Below are 23,421 nucleotides of genomic sequence, written 5' to 3'. Positions count from 1 at the left end.
GTAACGGCGTCGCCGCCGCTCCCTTCGGGGGGCGGCGGTGACGGCCTACCTGATCCGACGGCTGTTCCAGGCCCTCCTGACGGTGCTGATGGTCACCGTCATCTCCTTCGGCCTGATGCAGCTCATGCCGGGCGGCCCGGTCCGGGCGATCCTCGGCTCCCACGCCACCCCGGCCAACATCGCCCACCTGACCCAGCAGATGGGCCTGGACCGCCCCGTCTACGTGCAGTACTGGACCTGGCTGGACGGCCTGCTGCACGGCAACCTGGGCTTCGACTACATCCAGCAGCGCCCGATCTCCGACCTGCTGTTCAACGCCCTCGGCGCCTCCGCCTACATCGTCGGCGCCTCGCTGCTGCTCGCGCTGCTGATCGCGGTGCCGGCGGGCCTGCTCCAGGCGACCCGCCGCAACAGCGTGCTGGACCACGCCTTCACGGTGTTCTCCTTCGTCGCCTACGGCGTGCCGACGTTCTTCATCGGCTTCCTGATCCAGCAGTGGTTCGAGGACGACCTGCACTGGGTCTCGGTGCAGAACCAGGTGGCCACCTTCGGGGACGCGCTGACCCACCCCGGGGCCGTCTGCCTGCCCGTCCTGACCCTGACCGTCACCACCGTGGCCGGCTACAGCCGCTACATGCGTTCCGGGGTGCTGGACCAGATCACCCAGGACTACGTACGGTCCGCCCAGGCCAAGGGCGCCTCCCGGCGCCGCACCCTGTACGGCCACGTGCTGCGCAACGCCCTGATCCCGATGGTCACCCTGGTCGGCCTCTCGCTGCCCGCGCTGGTCGGCGGTGCGCTGATCGTCGAGTACGTCTTCAACATCCAGGGCATCGGCCTGCTGACCACCCGTGCCGCGCTGCAGAACGACTACGGCATCACCCTGGCGGCCACCCTGCTCACCGCGGTGACCACCGTGGTCGGCTCGCTGCTGGCCGACGTCGGCTACGCCGTGCTGGACCCACGAGTGAGGCTCACCTGATGGCCCTGACACACGATTCGACGGAAGGCCGGCCCGCCTCCGCCCCGGGCGGGGAGCCGGCCGGGCGGCCCCGCTCGATGCTCCGGCGCGGCGCGGAGGTCTTCGCCGAGAACAGGCTGGCCCTGGTCGCGGTCGTCGTCCTGGTCGCGATCATCGCCTTCTGCTTCCTCGGCCCGCTGTTCTACCACGCCGACACCTCGGTGGTGAACCTCTCCGCCGTCACCCTGCCGCCGGGCGCCGGGCACCCGCTCGGCACGGACAACGACGGCATCGACGAGCTCGGCAAGGTGATGGTCGGCGGGCAGACCAGCCTGGAGATCGGCCTCGCCGCCGGTCTGATCGCCGCCGTCCTCGGCGCGCTGTACGGCGCGGTCGCGGGCTACCTGGGCGGCTGGATCGACGCGTTGATGATGCGGGTGATCGACTCCTTCATGTCCTTCCCGCTGATCTTCCTGCTGATCTACCTCAGCAGCGTCTACGGGAAGAGCAAGACCATGCTGATCCTGGAGGTCGGCCTGACCTCCTGGTTCGGCATCACCCGCCTGGTCCGCGGCGAGGCCCTGGCGATCAAGGTCCGCGAGTACGTGGCCGCGTCCCGGATGATGGGCGCGGGCGGCCGGCGGATCGTGCTGAAGCACATCCTGCCCAACACCATCGGGACGACGATCGTCAACACCACGTTCTCGATCGCCGACGCGGTCTTCGCCCTGTCCACGCTCAGCTACATCGGCCTGGGCCTCCAGGCCCCCAACAACGACCTGGGGGGCATGCTCGACGTCGGCACCACCTTCGCCGGCCAGGGCTGCTGGTGGATGATCTATCCGCCCGCCGCCGTGATCATCCTGGTCATCCTGTGCTTCAACGTGATCGGCGACGCCCTGCGCGACGCCTTCGAAACCCGGCTGCAGAAGCGGTGAACCCGACGGAGGATCAGCAGTGGCGCTCCTCGAAGTGACCGGCCTGCGCACCGAGATCCGGCTGAAGCGCTCGGTGGTGCACGCCCTGGACGGCGTCGACCTCGCGGTGGACGTCGGCGAGACCCTCGGCATCGTCGGCGAGTCGGGCTGCGGCAAGACCATGACCGCCATGTCGATCATGCAGCTGCTGCCCAACGGCGGCAGCGTCGTCGACGGCCGGGTCCTGCTCGACGGCCGCGACCTGCTCGCGCTCGGCCCCGAGAAGATGGACCGGGTGCGCGGCAACGACATCGGGATGATCTTCCAGGACCCGACCACCTCGCTCAACCCGACGATGACCATCGGCCGGCAGATCTCCGAGTCCGTGCGCATCCACCGCCGGGCCTCCCGGAAGGAGGCGCACGAGCGCGCCGTCGAGGTGCTGTCCCTGGTGGGGATGCCCAGCCCGGCCCGGCGGGCACTGGTCTACCCGCACGAACTGTCCGGCGGGATGCGCCAGCGGGCCATGATCGCCATGGCCCTGGCCAACGAGCCCAAACTGCTCATCGCCGACGAGCCGACCACCGCCCTCGACGTCACCGTCCAGAAGCAGATCCTCGAACTCATCGACCACCTCAAGCAGCAGCTCGGCATGGCCGTCATCCTCGTCACCCACGACCTCGGCGTCATCGCCGGACGGGCCGACCGGATCGCCGTCATGTACGCCGGGAAGGTCGTCGAGACCACCGGCACCGAGGAGCTCTACACCCACCCCCGCCACCCGTACACCGAGGCGCTGTTCGAATCGCTGCCGGAACGTTTCGCCGAGTCCGGCGGCCGGCTCTACTCGATCCCCGGCCTGCCGCCGGACCTGACCACCCCACCGCCCGGCTGCCGGTTCGCCGCGCGCTGCCGCTACGCCACCGAGCAGTGCCACACGCAGGAGCCGCCGCTGTCCGGGGAGACCCCGGAACACCGCTACGCCTGCTACTTCCCGGTCGGCGAGGCCGAGCCGGGCGGCCGTCCGGCGGCCGGGGCACCTTCCCCGGCGACGGCCGTACGGGCCCCGGAGGTGCGGGCCGCTGCGGTGCCCGAGGAGGCGCCGGCCGAGCCGCTGCTGCGCATCGACAACCTGGTCAAGCAGTACGCGGTCACCAGCGGCCTGATCCTGCGCCGGGCCGTGGGCGCGGTCAGCGCCGTGGCCGACATCTCCCTGACGGTCCGCCGGGGAGAGACGCTCGGCCTGGTCGGCGAGTCCGGCTGCGGCAAGACCACCGTCGGCAAGCTCATCGTCGGCCTGGAGCGGCCCACCAGCGGCAGCCTGCTGTTCGAGGGCCGGGACCTGGCCCTGGCGCCACGGGCCGAGCGCCGCCGACTGCGCCGCGACGTCCAGCTGATGTTCCAGGACTCCTACGCGGCGATGAACCCGCGGATGCCCGTCCACTCGATCATGCGCGAGCCGTTGGACATCCACCGGGTCGACGGCCAGGCCGAGCGCGACCGGCGGATCAGGGAGATCTTCGACCTGGTCGGCCTGCCGCTCACCGCCCTGGACCGCTACCCGCACGAGTTCTCCGGCGGCCAGCGCCAGCGCATCGGACTGGCCCGCGCGCTGGCCCTGCGCCCCAAACTCATCGTCGCGGACGAGCCCGTCTCGGCCCTGGACGTGTCGATCCAGTCGCAGGTGCTCAACCTGATGAGCGACCTTCAGGGCGAACTCGGACTGTCGTACCTGTTCATCTCGCACGACCTGTCCGTGGTCCGGTACCTGTCCGACCGGATCGGCGTGATGTACCTGGGCAAGCTGGTGGAGATCGGCCCCGCGCCGTCGGTGTACGCCCGGCCGGTGCACCACTACACCCGCGGCCTGCTGGACACCATCCCCGTGGCCGACCCGGTGGTGGAGAAGGCCAAGAGCAGCCGGGGCGTCGCCGGGGAGCTCCCGTCCGCGATCGACCCGCCGTCCGGCTGCCGCTTCCGCACCCGCTGCGCGGCGGCGCAGCAGATCTGCGCGGAGGTCGAGCCACAGTTGACCGCTTTCGGCCCCGACGACCACCTGGCCGCCTGCCACTTCCCCCTGCGGGCCGCCCCGATCCGCTGAATCGCGCCCCTGGCCATGCCCCCTCCGGGAGCGGGCCGACGAGGCCGTCGGCGATGGGCACATGGCGGGCACATGGCGATGGGCACACGGCGATGGACACACGGCGATGGACACACGGCGATGGACACACGGCGGTGGCCTCCACCCCGAGAGCGGGGTGGAGGCCACCGGGCCGGCTTCCGAGAGGCCGGCGAGTCCGAACGCACCCGGCGGGTGCCGCACGCACGCGGGCCACCCGTGGGAGGAAGGTCAGGTGCAGGGGATGACCCGGCCTCCTGTCACGACGCACTTGGGCGGCACCAGGCGTGGGTGTCCGGTGTTCGTCTGCCACTGCACCTTCGGGACGCCCTTGATGATCGCCTGCAGCGCGTAGATGAAGGCCTCCAGGAAGTCGCCCTTCCCTGCGGCGGCCACCGCGCGGGCCCCGTCGATGGCGGCGCCGGTGGCGTCGCCGGCCTGCAGGATCTGGATGTCGCCCAAGGGGCTGACCATCAGCCAGGCGCCGTTGCGGCCATTGGTTCCCGATGCCCAGCAGACCCGCCCGTCGGCGGCGGTGACGACGAGGTTCCCGTCGTCCTGCATGACGGCCTTGGCCCCGCAGCCCACGGTCTTCGACTCCCATACGGCCCAGGTGTGGTCGCCGATGGCGTCGCCCTGCGTGTAGTAGGCGACGAGGTTGCCGTCCTGCTGCATGACGAGCCGGGTGGATTGCTCCGCCGCCCTGGACTCCAGGCTCTGCCCCGGGCACAGGGTGTCCCCGTGCCACATCCACGAACCGGAGGACTGCCGCCCGTTGCAGACCGGGGGGAGCTGCATGCCGTCCGGGAAGCGCGGGTCCCTTCCGCCGCCGCCTCCGGTGTTCCCGCCTCCGGTGTTCCCGCCTCCGGGGTTCCCGCCTCCGCCTCCGCCGGTACCACCGCCGCCGGTACCACTACCACCACCGCCGCCGCCTCCGGTGTTCCCCCCGCCGCCTCCGGTGAACGTCGAGTCGTCGAGCTCCCACCACTGGGCGGTGGAGGAGGTGCAGGCCCAGACGGCGAGGTCCTCGTTGCCGTTGACGGCGGTGAGGCAGCCGTTGTCGGCCGCGGAGACGATCCGGTACCAGCCGGGCAAGGACTGGCTCTCCTGGAAGCGCCAGAGCTGGTTGGCGTTGCCCTCCTGGGCGCTGGTGAGGTGGGCGCGGTGGGTGCTGGGGTTGTGGTCCATCACCATCGCCCCGGCGAACTTCGTCTCGATCAGCCACTGGTTGTTGGGCTTCTGCCACAGCATCCACTGCTGTGCGGCGCTGCCGTTGCGGCCCTGCGCCTTGATCCGGGTGCCGCCGGCGGTGTTGGCGCCGTCGAGGTCCGCGACCAGGCCGCTGTTGCCGGAGCGCAGGACGGTGGTGACGCCGTGGCGCACCCCGCTGCCCCCGGGCGCCTGCGGGGTTCCCCCGCTGCCGGCGTTCCCGCCGCCGGTCGAACCTCCGCCCGTCGAGCCGCCGTTGTTCCCACCGGTGTTCCCGCCGCCGCCGGACGAGCCGCCGGTGTTCCCACCGGCGCCGCCTCCGCTGGAGCCGCCGCCAGGGGTGGGCCCGTTCTGGATGTTGTCGAGCCGCCAGCGCTGGCGGTCCGAGCCGTCGCAGGCCCAGATGCCCAGCTGCTCACCGGCGTTGTCGGCGGTCAGGCAGCCGTTGTCGGCGTCGCTGGTGATCCAGAACCAGCCGCCTCCGGCGTCGTGGAAGGCCCAGTGCTGGTTGGCGTTGCCGTCCATCGTCCGGATCAGGTGGGCGCGGTGGGTGCCCGGGTCGTGGTCCATGACCATGCCCTGGCCGGCGGCGGCCTTGCCGTCGGTCAGCAGCGTCTCGATGATCCAGCGCCCGTTCGCGGTGGGCCAGAACGCCCAGCGCTGCGCGTTGTTGCCGTTCGCGCCGAGCGCCTTGATCGAGGTGCCGGAGGCGGTGTTCGCGCCGTCGAGGTCCGCGACCATGGTGTTGTTCGCCGAGCGCAGGGTGGCGACCTGCGACGAACCGACGCCGGGGCTCACCACCGGGGTGGTGCCGGGCTGCTGCGCGGGCTGCTGCGGGGCGCGCGGCGGGACGGTGCCCAGGCCCCAGCGCTGCGCGTCGCTGGCGTTGCAGTCCCAGATCTGCAGTGCGGTGCCGTTCGCGGAGTTGCCCGCCACGACGTCGAGGCACTTGCCCGAGTTCGGGTTGACCAGGGAGGAGTCCGCGCCCTGGCGCCAGTTCTGCGCCGCGCTGGCGTTGCAGTCGTACAGGCCCACCCGGGTGCCGCCGGCGGTGTTGCCGGCGGCGACGTCCAGGCACTTGCCGAACGCCTTCAGGACGAGCCCGCCGCTGGTCGCGGTCGGGGTCCACTGCTGGGAGGCGGTGTTGTTGCAGTCGTAGAGGTCGATCGGGGTGTTGTTCGCGGTGTTGCCGGCGGTGACGTCCAGGCACTTGGACGGCAGCGCCGAGTAGACCGGCACCGCGCCCGCGTCGCCGGAGTTCCCGCCACCACCATTGCCACCACCGCCACCGCTGTTGCCACCGGTACCACCGTTGCCGCCGCCGGTCGACGGGTTGTCGACGGCCTCGGTCAGGCGCCACTTCTGGGCGTTGGTGCCGTCACAGCCGAGGATCGCCAGCTCCGCACCGTCGGCCGCCGCCGTGAGGCAGCCGTTGCCGGCGGCGCTGACGACCGTGAACCAGCCGCCCCCGGCGTCGGCGAACCGCCACAGCTGGTTGGCGTTGCCCTCCTGCGCACCGATGAGGTGGGTGCGGTGGGTGGTGGGGTTGTGGTCCATCACCATGCCGCCGCCGAGCTTCGTCTCGATCAGCCACTGGCTGTCCGGCTTCTGCCACAGCGTCCACTTCTGTGCGTCGTTGCCGTTGCGGCCCTGCGCCTTGATGCGCGTCCCGGCGGCGGTGTTGGCGCCGTCGAGGTCCGCGAGCAGGCCGCCGTTGCCCGACTGCAGCACCACCGTCCGGTTGTGCGCGGGCTGCGTACCGCCGGCGCCCAGCGGCGGCTGGCCGCCGGTGCTGCCACCGCCCGTGCTGCCGCCGTTGTTGCCGTTGCCGCCCCCGGCCGTCGGCACGGTGCCGGAGAGCTTCCACTTCTGCTGCGCGCTGCCGTCGCAGTCGCGGACGGCCAGTACCTCGTGCGCGCCGCGCTGGGTCAGGCAGCCGCCGGCCGCGCTGACGACGTTCGTCCAGCCGCCCCCGGCGTCCTTGAACTGCCACAGCTGGCCGGGCTGCCCGTCCGCGGCGGCCGGTGCGAGCACGCTCTCGTGCCGGCCGGTGTCGTGGGCCAGCAGCATGCGCTCGGCGGCGGAGGCGCGGTTGTAGGTGAGCCGGGTCTCGATCGACCAGTTCCCGTTGCCGCGGTCCCAGAACACCCACTTCTGCGCATCGGTGCCGTTCGGCTCGTAGGCCTGGACGGCGTTGCCCGCCACGGTGCTGGAGCCGCGGACGTCGGGTACGAGGGCGTCCCCGGTGCCCGGCTGGAGGTAGGCGCCGGCCCCGGCATCGTTGCCACTGCCGCCGTTGGGGCCGGTACCGCTGTTGGGCCCAGTGCCGCCGTTGGGGCCGCTGGGAGTCGACGGGCCGCCGAAGATCGGCGGGAACATGGGCAGCGCGGGGAACCAGGGCAGCGAGATCCCCGGAGGCGCGGGCACCGGCGGACGGCCGCCGGTGGAACCGTCGTCACCGCCCGGGGTCTTGCCGTCCGGCGGGTCCTTCCGCTTGCACTTGGGAGGCTCCTCCGGCGACTTGGGCGGGTTCGACCAGGCGGCGGGGTCGTTCGGGAAGCCGGTGGTCGCGGGCCACGGGACGTCCGGCAGCCCCGGCAGCGAGGGCCACGGGACGGTGGGGAACCCGGGGACGGACGGCCAGCGCCAGAGCGGGCTGCCCGGGAGCGTCGGCCAGGTGACGTCCGGAAGCGAGGGTCCGCCCGTTCCCGGCGCGTCCGGTAGGTCGGGGTGGCCCGGCCACGGCACGTTCGGGGAGCCGGGCACCGAGGGCCACTTCACCTGCGGGAAGCCCGGCACGGTGGGCCAGGCCAGGTCCGGGTGCCCCGGGATCGCCGGGTCGGCGGCGCTCGGCAGCCCGGGGATCAGGGCCTTGCCGTCGTCATTGCCGTTGCCGGGTAGCGGCAGCACCGGCCACGGGACGCCGGGGTGGCCCGGCATGGCGGGCCACGGGACGGTCGGGGAGCCGGGGACGGCCGGCCAGGTCGCCTCGGGGTGGCCGGAGATGGCGGGCCACGCCGTGGTGGGCAGAGTGGGGAAGCCGGGCCAGCGCAGCTCGGGCAGGTCGGGGCGGCCGGGCATCGGGACGCCCGGGAAGCCCGGGACGGACGGCCACGGGATCGCCGGGTGCCCTGGCAGCGACGGCCAGGTCACCTCGGGGCGGTCCGAGACGGTCGGCCACGGCAGGTCCGGGAAGCCGGGGACGGTGTGGCCGGCGCCGGAGCACGGCACGGACAGGTGCCAGCCCTGCCGGTCGGAGCCGTCGCACGGCGCCACCGTCAGCGCGTTGCCGTCCAGGGTGAGGCAACGGCCGTCGGTGGCCGTGGTGATGCGGTAGCCGCCCGCGCCGTCGGCGACGAAGCGCCAGCGCTGGCCGGGGCTGCCGTCGGGCTTGCCGCTCGTCGCGTCGTTCTCGATCGGCCGCACGGCCAGCCGGTCACCGTACGCGGGGACGCTGAGCACGCTGCCCTGTCCGGCCGCGGTGGTGCCGTTGGTCCGGCCGGTCTCGATCACCCAGGTGTCGTCCGCCTTCTGCCAGGTCGCCCAGCTCTGCCCGGCGGAGCAGTCGGGGGCGGCGGCCCGTACCGGGCTGCCCGGCGCGGGCGAGGCGTCCGGCACGTCGGCGACCAGCCCGGCGGCTCCGGAGGTCAGGACGGAGACCTTCCCGTGCTGCGGCTCCCGGGCTGTGGCGGCGGAAGCGGAGGCCGTCGACGGCGCACTGTCGGCCGGGACGCCAGCAGGGATGCCAGCCGGGACGCCGGCCGGGACGTCAGCCGGGACGCCGGCCGCCGCGAGAGAGATCATGGACGCGGCCGCCGCTCGGGGCCGGATCGGGGGGATCGGCCGACAGGTCTCGTCCTTGCGACGCAGCGGGTCCTTGCTGAACATCACCGGATAGTGGTCCGATTCCTCCACGTAGCTGAGGCGACGTGCCGTGTACTGGTGGTCGGCCGGCAGCCCCCGGGCGATCATGTAGTCGAATTCGGAGGTCGGGAGCTTCATGGGGTAGGTCATCATGCCGGAGCTGACGAGCCGACGACCATCGCCGTACACCTGCGCCATCGACAGTGACCCGGGCTCGCGGTTGAAGTCGCCCATCAGGGCCCAGTTCGCGTCGCCCGTCGCCGTGACCGCCTGGATGGCGGCCGGCACGTTGTTCCGCTCCTGGAAGCCTGTTGCCCTGTTGGTGGCGTGCATGGAGTAGTACCACGTGCCGTCCGCGAGCTTGACGCCCAGGATGGGCTTGGCATCGTCAGCCACCTGGCCGTTGTTCTCCGGCTGAGGCGGGATGACTCTCACCACGGGTGCCGCAGCGTTGTCGACGTTCCGCGACACCACGAGGGCCAGCGAGCGCTCTTTAGGGCCTGACCTGACCCGGTAGATGGTGCGAGTGCCGCCCATCCAGTCGGGAAAGGCGTCCCATCGGTACCTCTGGACCTCGAAACCGTTCGTGTTGATCGATGCTTCGGGCACGATGTCCGGAAAATCCGGATCCACGTCCCGGATTTCCTGCAGCGCGAGAACGTCAACCTGTTGGGCGAGATTGAAGATCTCACTCTGCCATCTGGTGCCGTACTGATTGTTGTAGGTCGCGGCCGAGTGTTCCTGAACGGTCGCCGGTACGGCCTGCGGCGGAGCGACGGGGCCCACCGCGTGCGCGGGTATCGGGAACGCGCCGATGAGCCCCGCCAGGAGGGCGAACAGCGGCACGACCGCCGTGTACGCCCATCGTGGTCGCCACGGTATTCGCCGTTCGGTCGGTGAGGCGGTCGTGCCCGGGTGTGCCATTGAGAAACTCCTTGAAACTTCACAGCTGTACCGGGGCACGTTGACAGCAGGTGGTAGACAAACGATGAACGGGCGGCCTGGCGGCGTTTATCTCGCTGCGGTACCGGTTGTGAACCCGCGACAGGTCCGATGCCCCCACCAGTGGCCAAGGTCGACCAGCAGCCCCAGATGATCCTGATCCTCGTGCGGGACCAGTAGACGGGCCGCGCCGACGGCAAGCCCACCCCCCAGCAGGCCCCCTGCTCGACGTCCTCGCCCAGGTCCGCCCCGCACCGCTTTCTGCTGCCGCGTCAGCGTCCCGCAGCCGGCCCGGGCTGCTCATCCGTTCGGGTGAGGCGAGGTTGGAGGAAGGCCGGGGGTGGCAGAACGGCGGGCATGACGACTTCCTCCACCAGGCGCCGCCGGGGCCGCCCTGGCAAGCCGGCCTTCGCGCCCGTGCCCGTCCGCCAGGCCGTCGGTTCCGCGATGCCGTCCGGGCCGCGCCGACCTGCCGCCGGGTGCTGCCGGACCTGGAACAGCGAGCACAGGCTGCCCGGAGGCCAGGTGGTCCGGACGACCTGGCACCAGCCCGCCTGCTCGGCCCGGGCCGTCCGGTGACCACGCGCCAGGCGCCGGACGGACACTGCGCGCGCCGGCTGCCGCGCCCTCCTCGGCGCCGGTTCCGCCGGTGACTTCGGCGGCGCCGGTGACGACGGTGATCGTGGTGTCGGCGGTGCCGACCGGCAGGGGGCGGGTGTCCTCCCGTGGGCCGGGTAGGGCGTTTTGTCCTGGCCCCATCCGGTTTCGGACGGACGGCTGCCCCGGGGCGAGGTGCTCCCGGGGCAGCCGTGGTGCGGGTGTGGGTGGGGTCAGCCCTGCCCGCCGATGCCGATGCCGGTCTCGGTGGCGTTGCCCGCGACGCCGCCCGGGCCGACCGCGACGGCGCCGGTGAGGAAGGTGGAGCCACAGGGGCCGAACTGGGCGTCGGTGACCTGAAGGGCGCTGCCGTTAGGGCCGACGACGAACGCGCCGCTGTCGAAGTTGAGGGAGGGGATGTTGTCGGGCGCGGCGGCGGAGGCGGTGGTCGCCGCGCCGATGACGAGCGGGAGGCTGAGGACGGAGACGGCCAGGATGCGGTGCGCGGTACGCATGGGTGGAACCCTTCGAGGTGCGTGGTGAGGGTGGATCGGACGGCCGTGGTGTGGCGGTCCGTCACCATCCACACACGTTCGTGTGCCCATCGCTACCGGGGGAGGCTGTTCGTACCATCGGTTCACTCGGCTCTCGGCCCGGGCCTGCCGGCCGGGCGCGGACTGCCGGCCGTGGACCCACCGGCGCCCGCCCCGCCCCGCCCCGCAGCGCCTGACTCCGTCAGGCGAGGTTCTGTTCCAGGGCCGCGAGGTAACGCTTCATCGCGTGGTCGCGCACACCGGCCGTGGCCGGAGCGAACGCGTCGGCGGTGAGGCCCTTGGCGCGGTCGGCGAGCCCGGCGACCAGGCCCATGGAGTCGTGGAGCCGGCCCGAGGAGTCGATGTACTTCAGCGCCTCGACGTGGGTGTAGGCCGGCTCCGGCGGCAGCTGGGGCACGATGTCGTTGTTGTTGACGAACCGGTACAGGCGCCCCTTGAAGCCCTCGTTGCAGGCGGCGGCGAGCAGCCGGTCACAGGTGCGGGGCTGCCCGAACGTGACGATGCCGTCGGCCTGGAGGCGCGGGTCCTCCAGGTACAACCGGGCGCCGGCCAGCATGGCCAGGGCTCCGCCGAGGCTGTGGCCGGTGAACCACACGGTCTGGCCGTTGGTGCGCAGCTGGGCGTGGGCGTCCCGGACGTCCGGGAAGACCGACTCCAGCGCTTCGGCGAAGCCGTAGTGGACGTAGCCGGTGCGGGCGGGGCCCGGCCAGGGCGGGGTGGAGGAGTCGGAGAGCCAGTCGCGGATCTCGGTCGGTTGGGTGCCGCGGAACGCCGTGACGATCATGTGGTCGCTGGCCATGGTGTAGGCCTGGGTGTCCTCCAGCGGGAAGGGCGGGGTGAACCGGGTCTGGTGGTGACGCACCCGGTCGAAGCCCCAGTCGCGGGCCTGCTGTTCGATGGCGGCCTCGTCCTGGTAGGCGAGTTCGGACGCCTTCGCCAGCCAGTAGGCATGCGGGACGCTGTAGTTCTTCGCCTGGTGGTCGAAGGTGGTGGGCACGGGCACGGCGATCTCTCCTCCGGGACGGCCGGCGGACGGGGGGAACGCACCGCCGGCGCGGACATCAGACCCCGTCGTACCAGAGCGCGCACCGCCGCCCCGGGCGGGCCGCGCCCGGATGTCACCCCGACAGACGAGCCGGTGCACAGGGCGGCGGGCGGCTATGGGTGGTAGAGGGTGCGGGCGTGCGTCAGGTCGGTGGGCCCGTTCTGGCCGATGTGGAAGAAGTGGTTCACCTGCCAGGCCTGGGTGCTGCGCGCTTGCCGGTTGGTCGTGGTCACCCATGGCGGGTAGACGCGGAACCCCCGTTTCCCGCCGGAGCCGTTGCGGGAGACGATGTCACGCTCGCACAGCACCTCGCGTGGGAAGACGAACTGCCCGAAGCCGTTGTCGTCGCGGCAGCTGATGACGAAGAGGTCCACCCCGTCGTCGGTGTCGAAGGGCCGGATCGGTCCCTCCTCGGAGCGCAACCACACGGTGACGAACTGGCCCACCTTCGTCGGGGTGGTCTTGGCCGCGCGGAACCGGACCGAGCGGCCGTCGATCGTGAGCCGGCAGGCCGCGTATTCGGCGCTCTCCGGTTCGGCCACCGGGGGCGAACAGACGAAACCGCTCGGGTCGTACACCAATGCCTTCGCCGCCAGCAGGTCACCGTGAAGCCCTGCCCACGGCTGATTCGTCACCATCCCGTCATCCTGCCATCGAGACTGCCACCCCCTTGAACCAGAAGTGCCTTCCTCGGGCAGACCCACGATCGGCGGCCCTGTGCGCCCCAACGAAGTTCCTAGCTAGGGTCTGTCGTCAGGCTCTCGCTGCGAAAAGCCGCGAAAGCAGGGCCTCCTGGATCGTTCGTTGGCGTAGACGCCCTCCGAGCTACCACGAGGCCCTGCTGCCATGCCCGCTACCGACCGCGATCACCCGATCGAGACTCCCGTTCGATCGGCAGGCCCCTTGATCGGTACGACAACGGCTACTTGCACAGGAACCCTTACACGTCCGGGCCCTTCACCGCTCGCCCGAGGTCGTGGGTGCGCGGTTACTGGTACTGCGTGGTGACGCTGACGCCGGTGAAGTCCTGCTGGGCGGCGAGGCTGAAGTAGACCCAGCCGGACGGCGGGTTGTTGATGGTCAGGGTCTCGTTGTTGCCAGCGTTGGTGGACTTCGCCTGGTAGCTGCTGGTGGTGGCCCAGCTGCTGCCGCCGTAGTACAGGTCGGCGTTGCCGGTGCCGCCGCTGCTGGTGATGGTCAGTTGCTTGACGCCGGCCGGCAGGTACAGGAAGTGGAAGCTGTAGTTGCCGGTGGTGGCCGCGAGGTTGTCGCGGCGGCAGTTCTTGTCGAACTGGCGCGGGTCGGCGATGGTGCAGAGCGGTGCGGCCGGGGCCGGGGCCTCCGGCAGGGGACCGCAGTCGTTGGTCGCGCAGGTGGTCTTCAGCCAGGTGGCGAAGCCGGCGTCGTAGCTGGTGCCGATGGTCTGCTTCAGGAAGGTGCGGGCACCGTTCCAGTCGCCGGCGCGGTACTTGGTGAGCACGGTCTCGATGTCCGCGCGGTGTTCCTGGAGCATGTAGCGGACCGCCAGCCAGCCCCACCGGTAGACCCGGTTCGAGTTGACGTCGGCGTCCGCCTCCTGGCCGTAGACGGTGTCGAACAGCTCGCTGAGCTTGTAGGTGTTCTTACTGGCCTCGTTGATCGCGGCGGTGTTGCGCTCGTTGCGGTAGCCGTACGAGATGTTCTCGGCGATGCCTTCGACCCACCAGATGGTCGGGGTGGTCTGGCTGGCCTCGAAGTCGCCGTACATGTTGTAGCGGCCGTCGAGGTAGTGGGTGTACTCGTGGTTGAGGTTCCAGATCTGGAAGTCGGGGCGCAGCCAGCTGGCCTCGTGGGCGATGAAGCGGGCCTGGTTGCCGGGCTTGGCCGGGTCGCCCTCCTCGTACATGCCACCGTTGTCCACGTCGATGTCGTAGAAGGCCCAGGCGTACAGCGAGTACTGGGTGTAGTCGTCGAAGACGACGACCTCCAGGTTGGTGTTCACGTCACCGGGGATCGCGCCCTTGTCGCCGATCACCTTGTGGAAGTAGGCGTCCTGGTTGATCAGGCTGGTGCAGGTGGTGGCCAGCTGCCCGGGGGACATGTCCTGGGCGCGGATCTTCAGCCCCGGGTTGCAGATCCGCTGGATCGGCAGGATCACCGGGAGCAGACGGTCGCTCAGGTCGCAGATGGCGTAGGCCGCGCAGTTGCCCTTGTCGAACTGGCGGGTGGCCCAGCCCAGGTTCATGGTGATCGGGGCGGTGGGGCCGACGTTCGGGTAGCGGTTGATCAAGTCCTTGAGCAGTGGCCGCAGCCGGTCCTTGAGCTCGGGGACGTCGAGGGCGTAACCGAGGTAGCGGCCGATGTTGCTGACGATGTCCAGGCGGTTCAGCTGGGAGTCGTTGCGGGTGATGAATCCGGCCCAGGTGTCGAGGATGCTGGGGTCGGTCTTGAGGGCGGCCTTCCAGCCCTGGCTGTCGGTCTTGGAGTCGAAGCCGTCCTTGATGACCCACTCGAAGTGGTCCAGGGAGAGGGTCATCGACTGGGGCCAGGTGCCGTTGTAGTTGGCGAGCACCCACTTGACGACGCTGGCGTACCGGCCGAGCGTGTGGGTCTGGCCGATCACCGTGACGACCTCGTTGAGGGTGTCGCCGTTGGCGTCGGTGACGTCCTTGCTGTGCGGGGCGGCGAAGAAGGCGTCCAGCGCGCCGCGGGCCGCAGTGTCCAGGGTGGCGCCGTAGCTGCCGACCTCGTTCGGGCGGGTCTCCTGCACGTAGTAGCCGGCGCGCAGGAACATCACCAGCTGCCCGATGGACGTGCTGTTGTCGCCCGAGTAGGTGGCGGAGGTGTCGCGCAGTGCGTTGGCGACGGTCACCATCTGGGACTCGCGGAAGGCCTTCCCGGCGTCGGCGCCGGTGAGGTTGAACAGCGGGTAGGCGCAGGGGACGTTCGGCAGTGCCTTGAGCTGCTGGACCAACGCGCTGCCCGTGGCGTTGATCACTCCGGACAGGTTCGGGCAGGGCTCCCCGGCGGTGGCCGAGAACTGCTTGGCCGCCTTGGCGGGCTCGCTGACCGGGGCGCCCGGCGCGGTGGCCTCCTCTGCGTGGTCCTGGGCGAAGAGCTTGAAGGAGCTGTTGTTCCTGGCGTCGGGTGACTTGGGGACCGGGATGGACCGCGGCGCCTGGGTGGCGGGTCCGGCGGCGTTCGCGCCAGCCGGGGTCGTGGCGCCGACGGGGGCGGCCTGGCTCTGCGGTGTGAACAGGCCGAGCGCGATGAAGAGGGCCGCGCCGAGCGCGGGGAGTCTGCGTGCGTTGACCTTCGATATCCGGGAGAGACGCATCTGTGGGGGCCTCCGGGGCCGTTGTGACCGCGTGTTGGGGCACGCGACCGCTCGATGTGTGACATGTAAAATGTCACGTGTCGCATAGGCTCGGGAAGACTCGGGACCGGATTGCCGTCCACCGCAACCGAAACGTTGTCAGATCGGGCGGCTCCGGACCTGCTCCTGGCGAAAACGCCATCCGCCCTGTTGAGGCCGCGTGTTGGTACTCGTGGAGTGTGCCGCCGAGGACGGCGCGGTCGGTGGCGGTGGGCGTGGGCCTGCCGACCTGTCGCTGAAGTGCGAGTGGTTGGTGGTACAGGGCGAGGATCTCGATGCCCTTCTCTCAGCTGCTCATCGGCAGGAGTGGTTCAGCACGATTCACCCGGTCGTCGGTCAGAGCCGGAGCCATGGATCCGCGATATCGCGAGGCCGATCCTCCGGCCCCCGGGGTTGCCGTAGTCCAGAGGCACCTTGACCTTCGCGCACTCGAACCCCGCCGGCCCGCCCGCGTCACAGCGCTCCCAACGAAGCTCCTGCTGCGCGTACTCCTGGAGCGGATCGCCTCCAGTCTTCGTTCAGGCGCACTCGCCCCCCGTACGGCGCAGGGATGGGTTCATGATCAGACTTGCGGCGTACGGGGGACGGGCTGACGTAAGGCCAGAGTCCCACCTCCCGCCGACCGTCGGTCAGGGCCGACGGCCTATCGGCCGCCTGCCGGCGCTCACGCTGCGCACTCCTCGGCCCGCGGCACGGCGGAGGCACGCCCGGCCGCGGTACGGCCGGCGCGGCCGATCGCCTCGACGTCAAACGAACTGCCTAGCGGCCGATGTCGTCCAGCGCGGCGAGATCGTCGTCGGAGAGCTGGAGTCCCGCGCCTGCGACGTTCTCTCGCAGGTGTGCCACCGACGAGGTGCCGGGGATCAGCAGGATGTTCGGCGACCGCCGCAGCAGCCAGGCCAGGGCGACCGACATCGGCGTCGCGTCCAGCCGGGTGGCCACCGCCGTGAGCGCGGAGGACTGCAGCGGACTGAAGCCGCCGAGGGGGAAGAAGGGCACGTAGGCGACGCCCTGTTCGGCGAGTTCGTCGATCAGCTCGTCGTCGTGGCGGTGGGCGAGATTGTACATGTTCTGGACGCACACGATCGGCGCGATCGAGAGTGCCTCGGCGATCTGTTCCGCCGTCGCGTTGCTCACGCCGAGGTGCCGGATCAAGCCCTGCTGCTGGAGTTCGACGAGTGTTTCGAAGGCCTCGGCGAGCGAGCCCGGCTGGGGACCCTGGGCGTCGCCGAGCCGGAGGTTGACCACGTCCAGCGTGTCGAGGCCGAGGTTCTCCAGGTTCTCCTGGACGGCCCTGCGCAGGTCTTCGGGCTTGCGGGCCGGGGGCCAGCCTCCCTCCTGGTCCCGGGTCGCGCCGACCTTGGTCACGATGTGAAGCGAGTCGCGGTACGGGTGCAGGGCTTCGCGGATCAGCTGGTTGGTGATGTGCGGGCCGTAGGCGTCGGCGGTGTCGACGTGGGTGATCCCGAGGCCGACGGCCTCGCGCAGAACAGCGAGCGCGCCGTCGTGGTCGGCGGGTGGGCCCATGACCCAGGGACCGGTGAGCTGCATGGCGCCATAGCCGAACCGGGTGACGGTCAGGTCGCCCAGGTTCCAGGTGCCGCCGGGAAGCGTCGCGGGGAACGTGCCCATTCTCTTGCCTTTCGTGTCAGCGAGGTGGTGGTGCCTGTCGGCGCCCTGCACCATCATTGGTGAGTAGCTTCCTGACAGGAAGTAGGTACTTCAGAGTGCGTAAGGCACCCGTGGGTGAGAGGAGCAGCCGATGGCGACGGTGACGGCGGCCCAGCAGAGGGCACAGGCCAAGGTGGAGTACGACGCATTCCTGGCGGTCTGCCCCAGCCGCAAACTGCTCGACCGGATCTCCGACAAATGGGTCGCACTGATCCTGGCCGGGCTCGGCAGCGACGCCCCTCACAGGCCGGGCGCCGACTGCGCCGGCGAGCCCCGGGCGTTGCGCTACTCGGAGCTGCTGCGCCTGCTGGCCGGTGTCAGCCAGAAGATGCTCACCCAGACGCTGCGCTCCCTGGAGCGCGACGGCCTGGTGTCCCGCACCGTGGTGCCGACCGTGCCCGTCACCGTCTCCTACGAGCTGACCGATCTCGGCCTGTCGTTGTACGGGATGATGCGCGGCCTCAAGGCCTGGGCCGAGGTGCACATGGACGATGTGCTGGCCAACCGCGAGACCTACGACACCCGCGGCGCCTGACCCGCGGCGCCTGAAAGCCACAAGGGCAGGACGAGGCCGGGTGCCCGTTTCGGGCACTGGCCCGGTTCCTCAGGGGTGATATCAGGGGCGATATCAGGGGCAGTCCGGAGGTGCCGATCCCGCGTGGGGCCGTAGCGTCGGCGCGGCGGGTGGCCGATGCGCCCGACCGACCCCCACGGAGAAGGCGAGCGCGTGTTCCGGAGCAAGGTTCCAGCAGCGGCCCCGTCTCCTGGCGAGGGGCGGGCCCCGGGCCAGCCGTATGTCGTCGAGCAGCACGGGATGCGGATGGCCGCGCTGGAGCCCGGCGGGAGTGGGGCGAAGCCGTGCTGAAGATCGCCGCAGCCACCCTGCGCCACCGCCTGACGGGCTTCGCGGGCGCCTTCCTCGCCCTCACGCTCGGCACCACGATGATCGGCATGATGACGCTGACCCTCGCCGCCACCTTCGGCACGCCGCACCCGGGTCCGCAGCGGTTCAAGGAGGCCTCGGCCGTCCTGGCACCGCAGGGCTTCGACGGGCGCCCGATGAAGGCCCCCGCCGTCCTGCCGCCCGACGTCGTCGCGAAGGCGGCCGCGACCGGGCACGCTACGCCCGACCGCAGCTTTCCCGTGCAACTCGCCTCCGGCTCCGGGGAGATGACGGGCCACCCCTGGCCCTCGGCCGCCTTCGCGGGCTACCGCCTGGCGGCCGGGCGCGCGCCGCAGGCCGCGGACGAGATCGTCGTCGGCGGCGGCTCCCGGGAGCCGATCGGACGCCAGACCGGCGTCACGACGGGCGACGGCGCCGGCCACTACCGGGTGGTGGGCGTCACCGACGCGCTCTGGTTCGAGAACGCGGTCTTCTTCAGCGCCGCCGAGGCGCAGCGCCTGTCACCCGGAGTGAACGCGCTCGTCACCGACCAGGAGGCGAAGCAGCTGGCCGCGCTCGCGGGCGACCGGGCCGTGGTCCTCACCGGCGACGGCCTGACCCGGTTGGACCCAGACTCCACCGGTGGCGCCCAGGCACTGGCCAATGCCCAGGCCATGGCGGGCAGTACGACCGGACTCGCCGTGTGCGTCGCGGTGTTCGTCGTCGCCGCGACCTTCGCCTTCGCCGCCGAGCAGCGCCGCCGCGAACTGGCGCTGCTGCGCCTGGTGGGCGCGGCCCCCGGGCAGGTGCGGCGCATGGTGCTCTGGGAGGCCCTGCTGATCGGCCTGGCCGCGGCGGTCGCCGGCTGCCTGCTCGCACCGCTGTGCACCGTGCCGCTGCGTTCCTGGATGCTCGACCACCACGTGGCCCCGTCGTGGTTCACCATCCCCGTCACCGTCCTGCCGCTGCTGGTCGCCGCCGTCATCGGCGTCGCCGCCGCGCTGGCCGGCTCGGCCGCGACCCTGGTGCGCGTCTCGCTGATCCGCCCGATCGAGGTGCTGCGCGAGAGCGTGCTGGAGCGCCGCGCGATGACGCCGGCCCGCTGGCTGCTGGGCGTCGGGATGCTGGCCGGCGCGGTCGTCGCGGGCATCGTCATCTCCCGCACCGAGCCGTACCTCGCGGCCAGCGCCCGCAAGTACGAGGTGGTGCCGGTGCTCTACGTCGGCGCGGTCACCCTGCTGACCCCGGCCCTGCTGCGCCCGGTGACGAGGTTGCTGCTTCGCCCGCTGCGCAGCTGCGCCACGGCCGGCCCGCTGCTGGTGCGGGAGAACATCCTCACCTCCCGGCGCCGTACGGCCGCCACCGTGGCGCCGATCGTGGTGGCCGTCGGGCTGGTCGCCGCGATGCTGACGATGCAGGAGTCCGGCGACGCGGCGCTGCTGGCCCGGCAGCAGCAGGAGATCCGCGCGGCGGACGTGGTCGTGCCCGGAGGCTCGGGGATCGACGGTTCGACGCTCGCCCGCCTGGCGGCCGTGCCCGGGATCCGGGTCACCCCGGTCACCTCGATGAACCTCCGGATCGGTACCGCCGCCGGGGAGCAGATCGACTCGCTGAGCGCGAAGGCCGTCCCGGCGGCGGCGCTGGGCGTCACCGTCACGCCGCCGGTGCTCTCCGGCTCCCTCGCCTCGCTGCCCGAGGACTTCCTGGTCATCGACGAGCACGCGGCTGAGTCCGACGGCCTGGCGGTGGGGGACCACGTGGTCATGCTGCTGCCGACGGGCACGAGGGTTTCGACCGTCGTCGCGGCGGTGGTCGCGCGCGGCCTGAACGGGGACGACACGTACCTGTCCTCGGCGCTGACCGGCGCGCTGATGCCGAGCCGGGTCTACCTCGACTCCTTGGCGGGCGCCGGCGCGGCGCTCGATCCGCGGCAGACGGCCGCGGTGAACCAGGCGCTGGCAGGTTCCGGCGCGCACGTGGTGACCTACGACGCCTACCTTGAGGCCGAGCGCGCGCATGCCGCGCAGCAGACGGACAACGCGGCGGTGGTCATCCTGGGGATCGCGCTGGCCTACGCGCTGATCGCGGTCGCCAACACCCTGATCATGGCGATGGCGGGGAGGCGGCGGGAGTTCGCCCTGCTCGCTCTCACCGGCGCGGTGCGCGGTCAGATCGTGAGGGTGGCCGCGGCCGAGTCGGCCGTGGCGGTGGTCGTCGCCACCCTGCTCGCTGCCGTGGCGACCGCGCTCGCCGCACTGACCCAGCGCGTCTCGTTGGGCAAGCTCGTGGCCGACGCGCCGACGGTGGTCCCGTGGGCGCGGATCGGGGAGGCCGTCGCGCTCTGCGCCCTCGTCGCCCTGGCCACCGCGGCGGGCGCGGCCGTGCGGGCGACCCGTGGGCGGGCGGTCGAGAGCGCGGGCGTCCGCGAGTGAGGAGCCGCCCGGCAGAGGCCTGGACCTTCGGGTGAACACCACTGAGCCGACGGCCTGTCAACGCACCCGTTGACGGGAGCGTTGACGCCGCGTCTACCGGGGCCCGGTGGCATGAGCGCAGGCCGGTTCCAGGGGGGAACCGCCCGAGAGGAGAGCCCCGAGATGTTCACCCGTCGTACGGCCGCCGCCGTCGTCCTGTCCGCCGCGACCGTCGTGTCCGGGATGGCCTTCGGCGCCGGGACCGCCAGCGCGGCCGAGTCGCTCCCGTCCAGCGGCGCCGACTACCGTATCTCCAGTTACGCGGGCGGCGCCCTCCAGTGGGACAGCCGCAACAACGCCTCCAACGTGGTGGTCCGCGACTGGAACGAGTCCTCCGCCCAGCAGGTCTGGACGGTCAGGGACGAGGGCAACGGCGCCTGGTCGGTCAAGGTGCCCGGCACCAACAACGCCGTCGACCGGGACCGGGTCAAGAACACCGTCGGTGCCTGGAACTACGTCGGCACGGACAACCAGAAGTGGTGGCTGGAGAACATCTCGGCGGGCAACGGCCGGGCCTGGCTGCTGCACAGCGTCTCGGACAGCAATCTCTGCCTGGCCCGTGGCGCGGACCTGAACGCCAAGGTGGCCGCCTGCAACGCTGGGGACCAGGCGCAGTCCTGGAACCTCGACCGCAACGGGGCCACCACCCCGCCGACCGCCGGCCGCCCGACCATCGACCTCGACTACTCGCAGGCCCCGGACCTCGGGCCGTGGCTGGAGCAGCAGAAGAGGACCGTCGCGGACTACTACCCGACGATCTCCAACCTGATCACCAAGGGAGCCTTCGCCGCCCCCAGCTACTTCAAGATCATCTTCGACCCGAAGCTGACCGACAACCCCGCGTTCACCACCGTGAACCCCAGCAACGGCGTCAAGGAGGTCCACGTCAACATCGGCTACACCCGCGGGAACAAGGGTGACACCGGCTTCCTGGTGCACGAGGCCGTGCACGTCGCGGTCTGGGACAGCCCGTTCTCCGGCAAGTGGTGGCTGGGCGAGGGCCTGGCGGACTGGGTGCGCGACTACAACTTCCAGCCGGGCACCGGCGCCCAGCACTTCGGCCCGGACTCCAACTACGACAGCGGCTACCAGGCCACCGCCCGGTTCATCGACTACGTCTCGAAGGCCTACAACAAGCCCGACCTGGCACACCTGCTGAACACCACGAACTACAACGAGCAGATCTGGGTCCAGCTCACCGGCAAGAGCGCCCAGCAGCTCTGGAACGAGATGCCCAAGTAACCCGCGCCCCCACACCCCACCCGACGGCCCGGCACCCACCAGGTGCCGGGCCGTCGGGTCGACGTCAGGAGCGCCGCCAAGGGGCGCGTGTGCGCAGTGCGGGACGGCCCGGCGTGCCCGGAGACGCCGGAAGGTCGCCTGTTCGAGTGAAGGTCGAGATCGGGGTCCCCGAGTTCTGATCGGTCGTCACCGATGATGCGTCCGAGAGCTTGCGGCGAGGGCCGGGCAAGAGCGGCCCGTCGGGAGGCAACGCCGCCGCGTCCTCGTGGCAGCCTCCGCGACCGCGCCCGGCGCGGCCGCATTCCCGCATGACAGCACACCCGATGAGGAGATGAAGTGCAGGAGAAGCGGCTCAAGTCCTGGGGCAACAACCGCGCAGGTCAGCTCGGCGACGGCACCTGGACGGACATCCGTACGACGGCCACCACCGTGCTGGGGCTGACGAGCGCCGAGGTGGTGAAGATCGCCGCCGGGGGAAGTGGCCCCGCCACAGGTTTCGGGCTGGCCCTGCTGACCGACCGCACGGTGCAGACATGGGGTGCCAACGCGTCGGGGCAGCTCGGCGACGGCTCGGTGTTCAGCCACAACGCGCCCGGCCAGGTCGTCAACCTTTCCGATGTCACCGACGTCGCCGCGGGCGGAGTGCACAGCCTGGCCCTGCTCGCCGACCAGAGCGTGGTCGCCTGGGGGCGCAACAATCACGGCCAGCTCGGCAACGGCACCAACGCCGACAGCAGCGTCCCGGTCCGGGTCGAGGGACTCGACAAGGTGATCGCGATCGCCGCCGGACTCAACCACAGCCTGGCGCTGCGCGCGGACGGCACCGTGTGGGCCTGGGGCCACAACATCAACGGCCAGCTCGGCGACGGAACTTCGGCGAGCCGCAACGTGCCGTCCTTGGTGAACAACCTGACCGGTGTGACCCGGATCGCCGCCGGCGCCGACCACAACCTGGCCCTGATCGGCCCGCCGAGCGGCTCCACCAAGCCCACCAGTGGCACCGCGGTGAAGGCGTGGGGCTACAACGCCACCGGCCAGCTCGGCGACAACACCACCATCAGCCGCTTCACCCCGGTCGACACCCAGGGCAGCTGGTTCGGTGGGGTCTCCGGGATCGCGGCCGGAGCCCACCACAGCCTGGCCGTCACCGACAGCGACAACAAGCTCAAGGCCTGGGGCCGGAACACCTCCGGCCAGATCGGCGACGGCACCACCGACTACCGGAGCACCCCCGTCCCGGTCCCCGGCCTCACCGGCATCCAGCTGATCGCCGGCGGCCGCGAACACACCATCGCCCTGCTCGGCGACAACACCGTCCGCGCCTGGGGCAACAACGGCTCCGGCCAACTCGGCAACGGCACCACCACGGACAGCAGCACCCCCGTCACCTCGCTCACCGCGTTGACCGGCGTCGACAAGATCGCCGCACCCCTCGGCGGCGACTTCAGCCTGGCCAACTGAACCCGGCGCGGGGGCCCCGGCCCCCCCCCCCGCCCCCCCCCGCCCCCCCCCCCCCCCCCCCCCCCCCCCCGGCGCGGGCCGAGATAGAAAAAAAAAAAAACACAGCGCAACAAAAAAAAAGAAAAGAGGG

General features: G+C 71.3%; 14 protein-coding genes. 8 read left to right on the top strand and 6 right to left on the bottom strand.

Going from position 1 to position 23,421, the window contains the following annotated elements:
* Positions 1 to 37: 37 nt before the first annotated feature.
* The 3 genes from ACFVHI_RS01090 to ACFVHI_RS01080 are packed head-to-tail and all read left to right on the top strand — an operon-like array spanning position 38 to position 3,979.
* Positions 38 to 982, top strand: coding sequence for an ABC transporter permease (locus ACFVHI_RS01090; protein WP_380334447.1), 945 nt, complete (start codon positions 38 to 40; stop codon positions 980 to 982).
* Positions 982 to 1,899 (top strand): ABC transporter permease, encoded by a 918-nt coding sequence (locus ACFVHI_RS01085; protein ID WP_079136461.1) that lies wholly within the window; start codon positions 982 to 984, stop codon positions 1,897 to 1,899. Before ACFVHI_RS01090 ends, ACFVHI_RS01085 begins: the two co-directional genes overlap by 1 nt.
* Before the next feature lie 19 nt (positions 1,900 to 1,918).
* A complete protein-coding gene (locus tag ACFVHI_RS01080; protein ID WP_380334444.1) occupies positions 1,919 to 3,979 on the top strand; it encodes a dipeptide ABC transporter ATP-binding protein in 2,061 nt (686 codons plus the stop codon).
* Positions 3,980 to 4,228: 249 nt separating this feature from the next.
* Here ACFVHI_RS01080 and ACFVHI_RS01075 read toward each other — a convergent pair whose 3' ends face one another.
* Complete coding sequence (locus ACFVHI_RS01075) at positions 4,229 to 9,466, bottom strand: RICIN domain-containing protein (RefSeq protein ID WP_380334442.1); 5,238 nt, start codon at positions 9,464 to 9,466, stop codon at positions 4,229 to 4,231.
* Between the two features lie 903 nt (positions 9,467 to 10,369).
* Here ACFVHI_RS01075 and ACFVHI_RS01070 point away from each other — a divergent pair.
* Entirely contained in the window at positions 10,370 to 10,591 is a 222-nt protein-coding gene (locus ACFVHI_RS01070; protein ID WP_380334439.1) for a hypothetical protein, read from the top strand.
* 251 nt (positions 10,592 to 10,842) lie between these two features.
* On the opposite strand, the gene ACFVHI_RS01065 is transcribed toward ACFVHI_RS01070, so the two are convergent.
* The 5 genes from ACFVHI_RS01065 to ACFVHI_RS01045 all read right to left on the bottom strand — a co-directional run bounded on the left by ACFVHI_RS01065 (position 10,843) and on the right by ACFVHI_RS01045 (position 17,195).
* On the bottom strand, positions 10,843 to 11,124 hold the full coding sequence (locus ACFVHI_RS01065; protein ID WP_363367705.1) for a hypothetical protein: 282 nt from the start codon (positions 11,122 to 11,124) through the stop codon (positions 10,843 to 10,845).
* Between the two features lie 220 nt (positions 11,125 to 11,344).
* Complete coding sequence (locus ACFVHI_RS01060; protein WP_380334436.1) at positions 11,345 to 12,166, bottom strand: lipase family protein; 822 nt, start codon at positions 12,164 to 12,166, stop codon at positions 11,345 to 11,347.
* A gap of 155 nt (positions 12,167 to 12,321) precedes the next feature.
* Positions 12,322 to 12,846 (bottom strand): MepB family protein, encoded by a 525-nt coding sequence (locus ACFVHI_RS01055; protein WP_380334433.1) that lies wholly within the window; start codon positions 12,844 to 12,846, stop codon positions 12,322 to 12,324.
* 350 nt (positions 12,847 to 13,196) lie between these two features.
* Positions 13,197 to 15,524: a collagenase gene (locus tag ACFVHI_RS01050; RefSeq protein WP_380334431.1), complete on the bottom strand. Its 2,328-nt coding sequence runs from the start codon at positions 15,522 to 15,524 to the stop codon at positions 13,197 to 13,199.
* Between the two features lie 798 nt (positions 15,525 to 16,322).
* Positions 16,323 to 17,195 carry an aldo/keto reductase family oxidoreductase gene (locus ACFVHI_RS01045; RefSeq protein ID WP_380334428.1) on the bottom strand — a complete coding sequence of 291 codons (873 nt, stop codon included), beginning with the start codon at positions 17,193 to 17,195 and terminating at the stop codon, positions 16,323 to 16,325.
* 130 nt (positions 17,196 to 17,325) lie between these two features.
* Between ACFVHI_RS01045 and ACFVHI_RS01040 the strand changes: the two genes are divergently transcribed.
* The 4 genes from ACFVHI_RS01040 to ACFVHI_RS01025 all read left to right on the top strand — a co-directional run bounded on the left by ACFVHI_RS01040 (position 17,326) and on the right by ACFVHI_RS01025 (position 23,291).
* Complete coding sequence (locus ACFVHI_RS01040; RefSeq protein WP_063351967.1) at positions 17,326 to 17,769, top strand: helix-turn-helix domain-containing protein; 444 nt, start codon at positions 17,326 to 17,328, stop codon at positions 17,767 to 17,769.
* A gap of 323 nt (positions 17,770 to 18,092) precedes the next feature.
* Positions 18,093 to 20,549, top strand: coding sequence for an FtsX-like permease family protein (locus ACFVHI_RS01035; RefSeq protein WP_380334426.1), 2,457 nt, complete (start codon positions 18,093 to 18,095; stop codon positions 20,547 to 20,549).
* 162 nt (positions 20,550 to 20,711) lie between these two features.
* Positions 20,712 to 21,830 (top strand): basic secretory protein-like protein, encoded by a 1,119-nt coding sequence (locus ACFVHI_RS01030; protein ID WP_380334423.1) that lies wholly within the window; start codon positions 20,712 to 20,714, stop codon positions 21,828 to 21,830.
* A gap of 336 nt (positions 21,831 to 22,166) precedes the next feature.
* Positions 22,167 to 23,291, top strand: coding sequence for an RCC1 domain-containing protein (locus ACFVHI_RS01025; protein WP_380334420.1), 1,125 nt, complete (start codon positions 22,167 to 22,169; stop codon positions 23,289 to 23,291).
* The last annotated feature ends 130 nt before the right edge of the window (positions 23,292 to 23,421 follow it).

The organism is Kitasatospora sp. NPDC127121 (genome assembly GCF_042677305.1).
Lineage (GTDB): Bacteria > Actinomycetota > Actinomycetes > Streptomycetales > Streptomycetaceae > Kitasatospora.
The sequence above is the reverse complement of the archived record's forward strand: the minus strand, read 5'-3'. Positions and strand labels throughout refer to the sequence as shown.

Bases quoted from the DNA above. Each gene is read 5' to 3' on its own strand.
- ACFVHI_RS01030 (WP_380334423.1), top strand. From the start codon at position 20,712: ATGTTCACCCGTCGTACGGCCGCCGCCGTCGTCCTGTCCGCCGCGACC.
- ACFVHI_RS01070 (WP_380334439.1), top strand. From the start codon at position 10,370: ATGACGACTTCCTCCACCAGGCGCCGCCGGGGCCGCCCTGGCAAGCCG.
- ACFVHI_RS01065 (WP_363367705.1), bottom strand. From the start codon at position 11,124: ATGCGTACCGCGCACCGCATCCTGGCCGTCTCCGTCCTCAGCCTCCCG.
- ACFVHI_RS01045 (WP_380334428.1), bottom strand. From the start codon at position 17,195: ATGGGCACGTTCCCCGCGACGCTTCCCGGCGGCACCTGGAACCTGGGC.
- ACFVHI_RS01085 (WP_079136461.1), top strand. From the start codon at position 982: ATGGCCCTGACACACGATTCGACGGAAGGCCGGCCCGCCTCCGCCCCG.
- ACFVHI_RS01040 (WP_063351967.1), top strand. From the start codon at position 17,326: ATGGCGACGGTGACGGCGGCCCAGCAGAGGGCACAGGCCAAGGTGGAG.
- ACFVHI_RS01050 (WP_380334431.1), bottom strand. From the start codon at position 15,524: ATGCGTCTCTCCCGGATATCGAAGGTCAACGCACGCAGACTCCCCGCG.
- ACFVHI_RS01055 (WP_380334433.1), bottom strand. From the start codon at position 12,846: ATGGTGACGAATCAGCCGTGGGCAGGGCTTCACGGTGACCTGCTGGCG.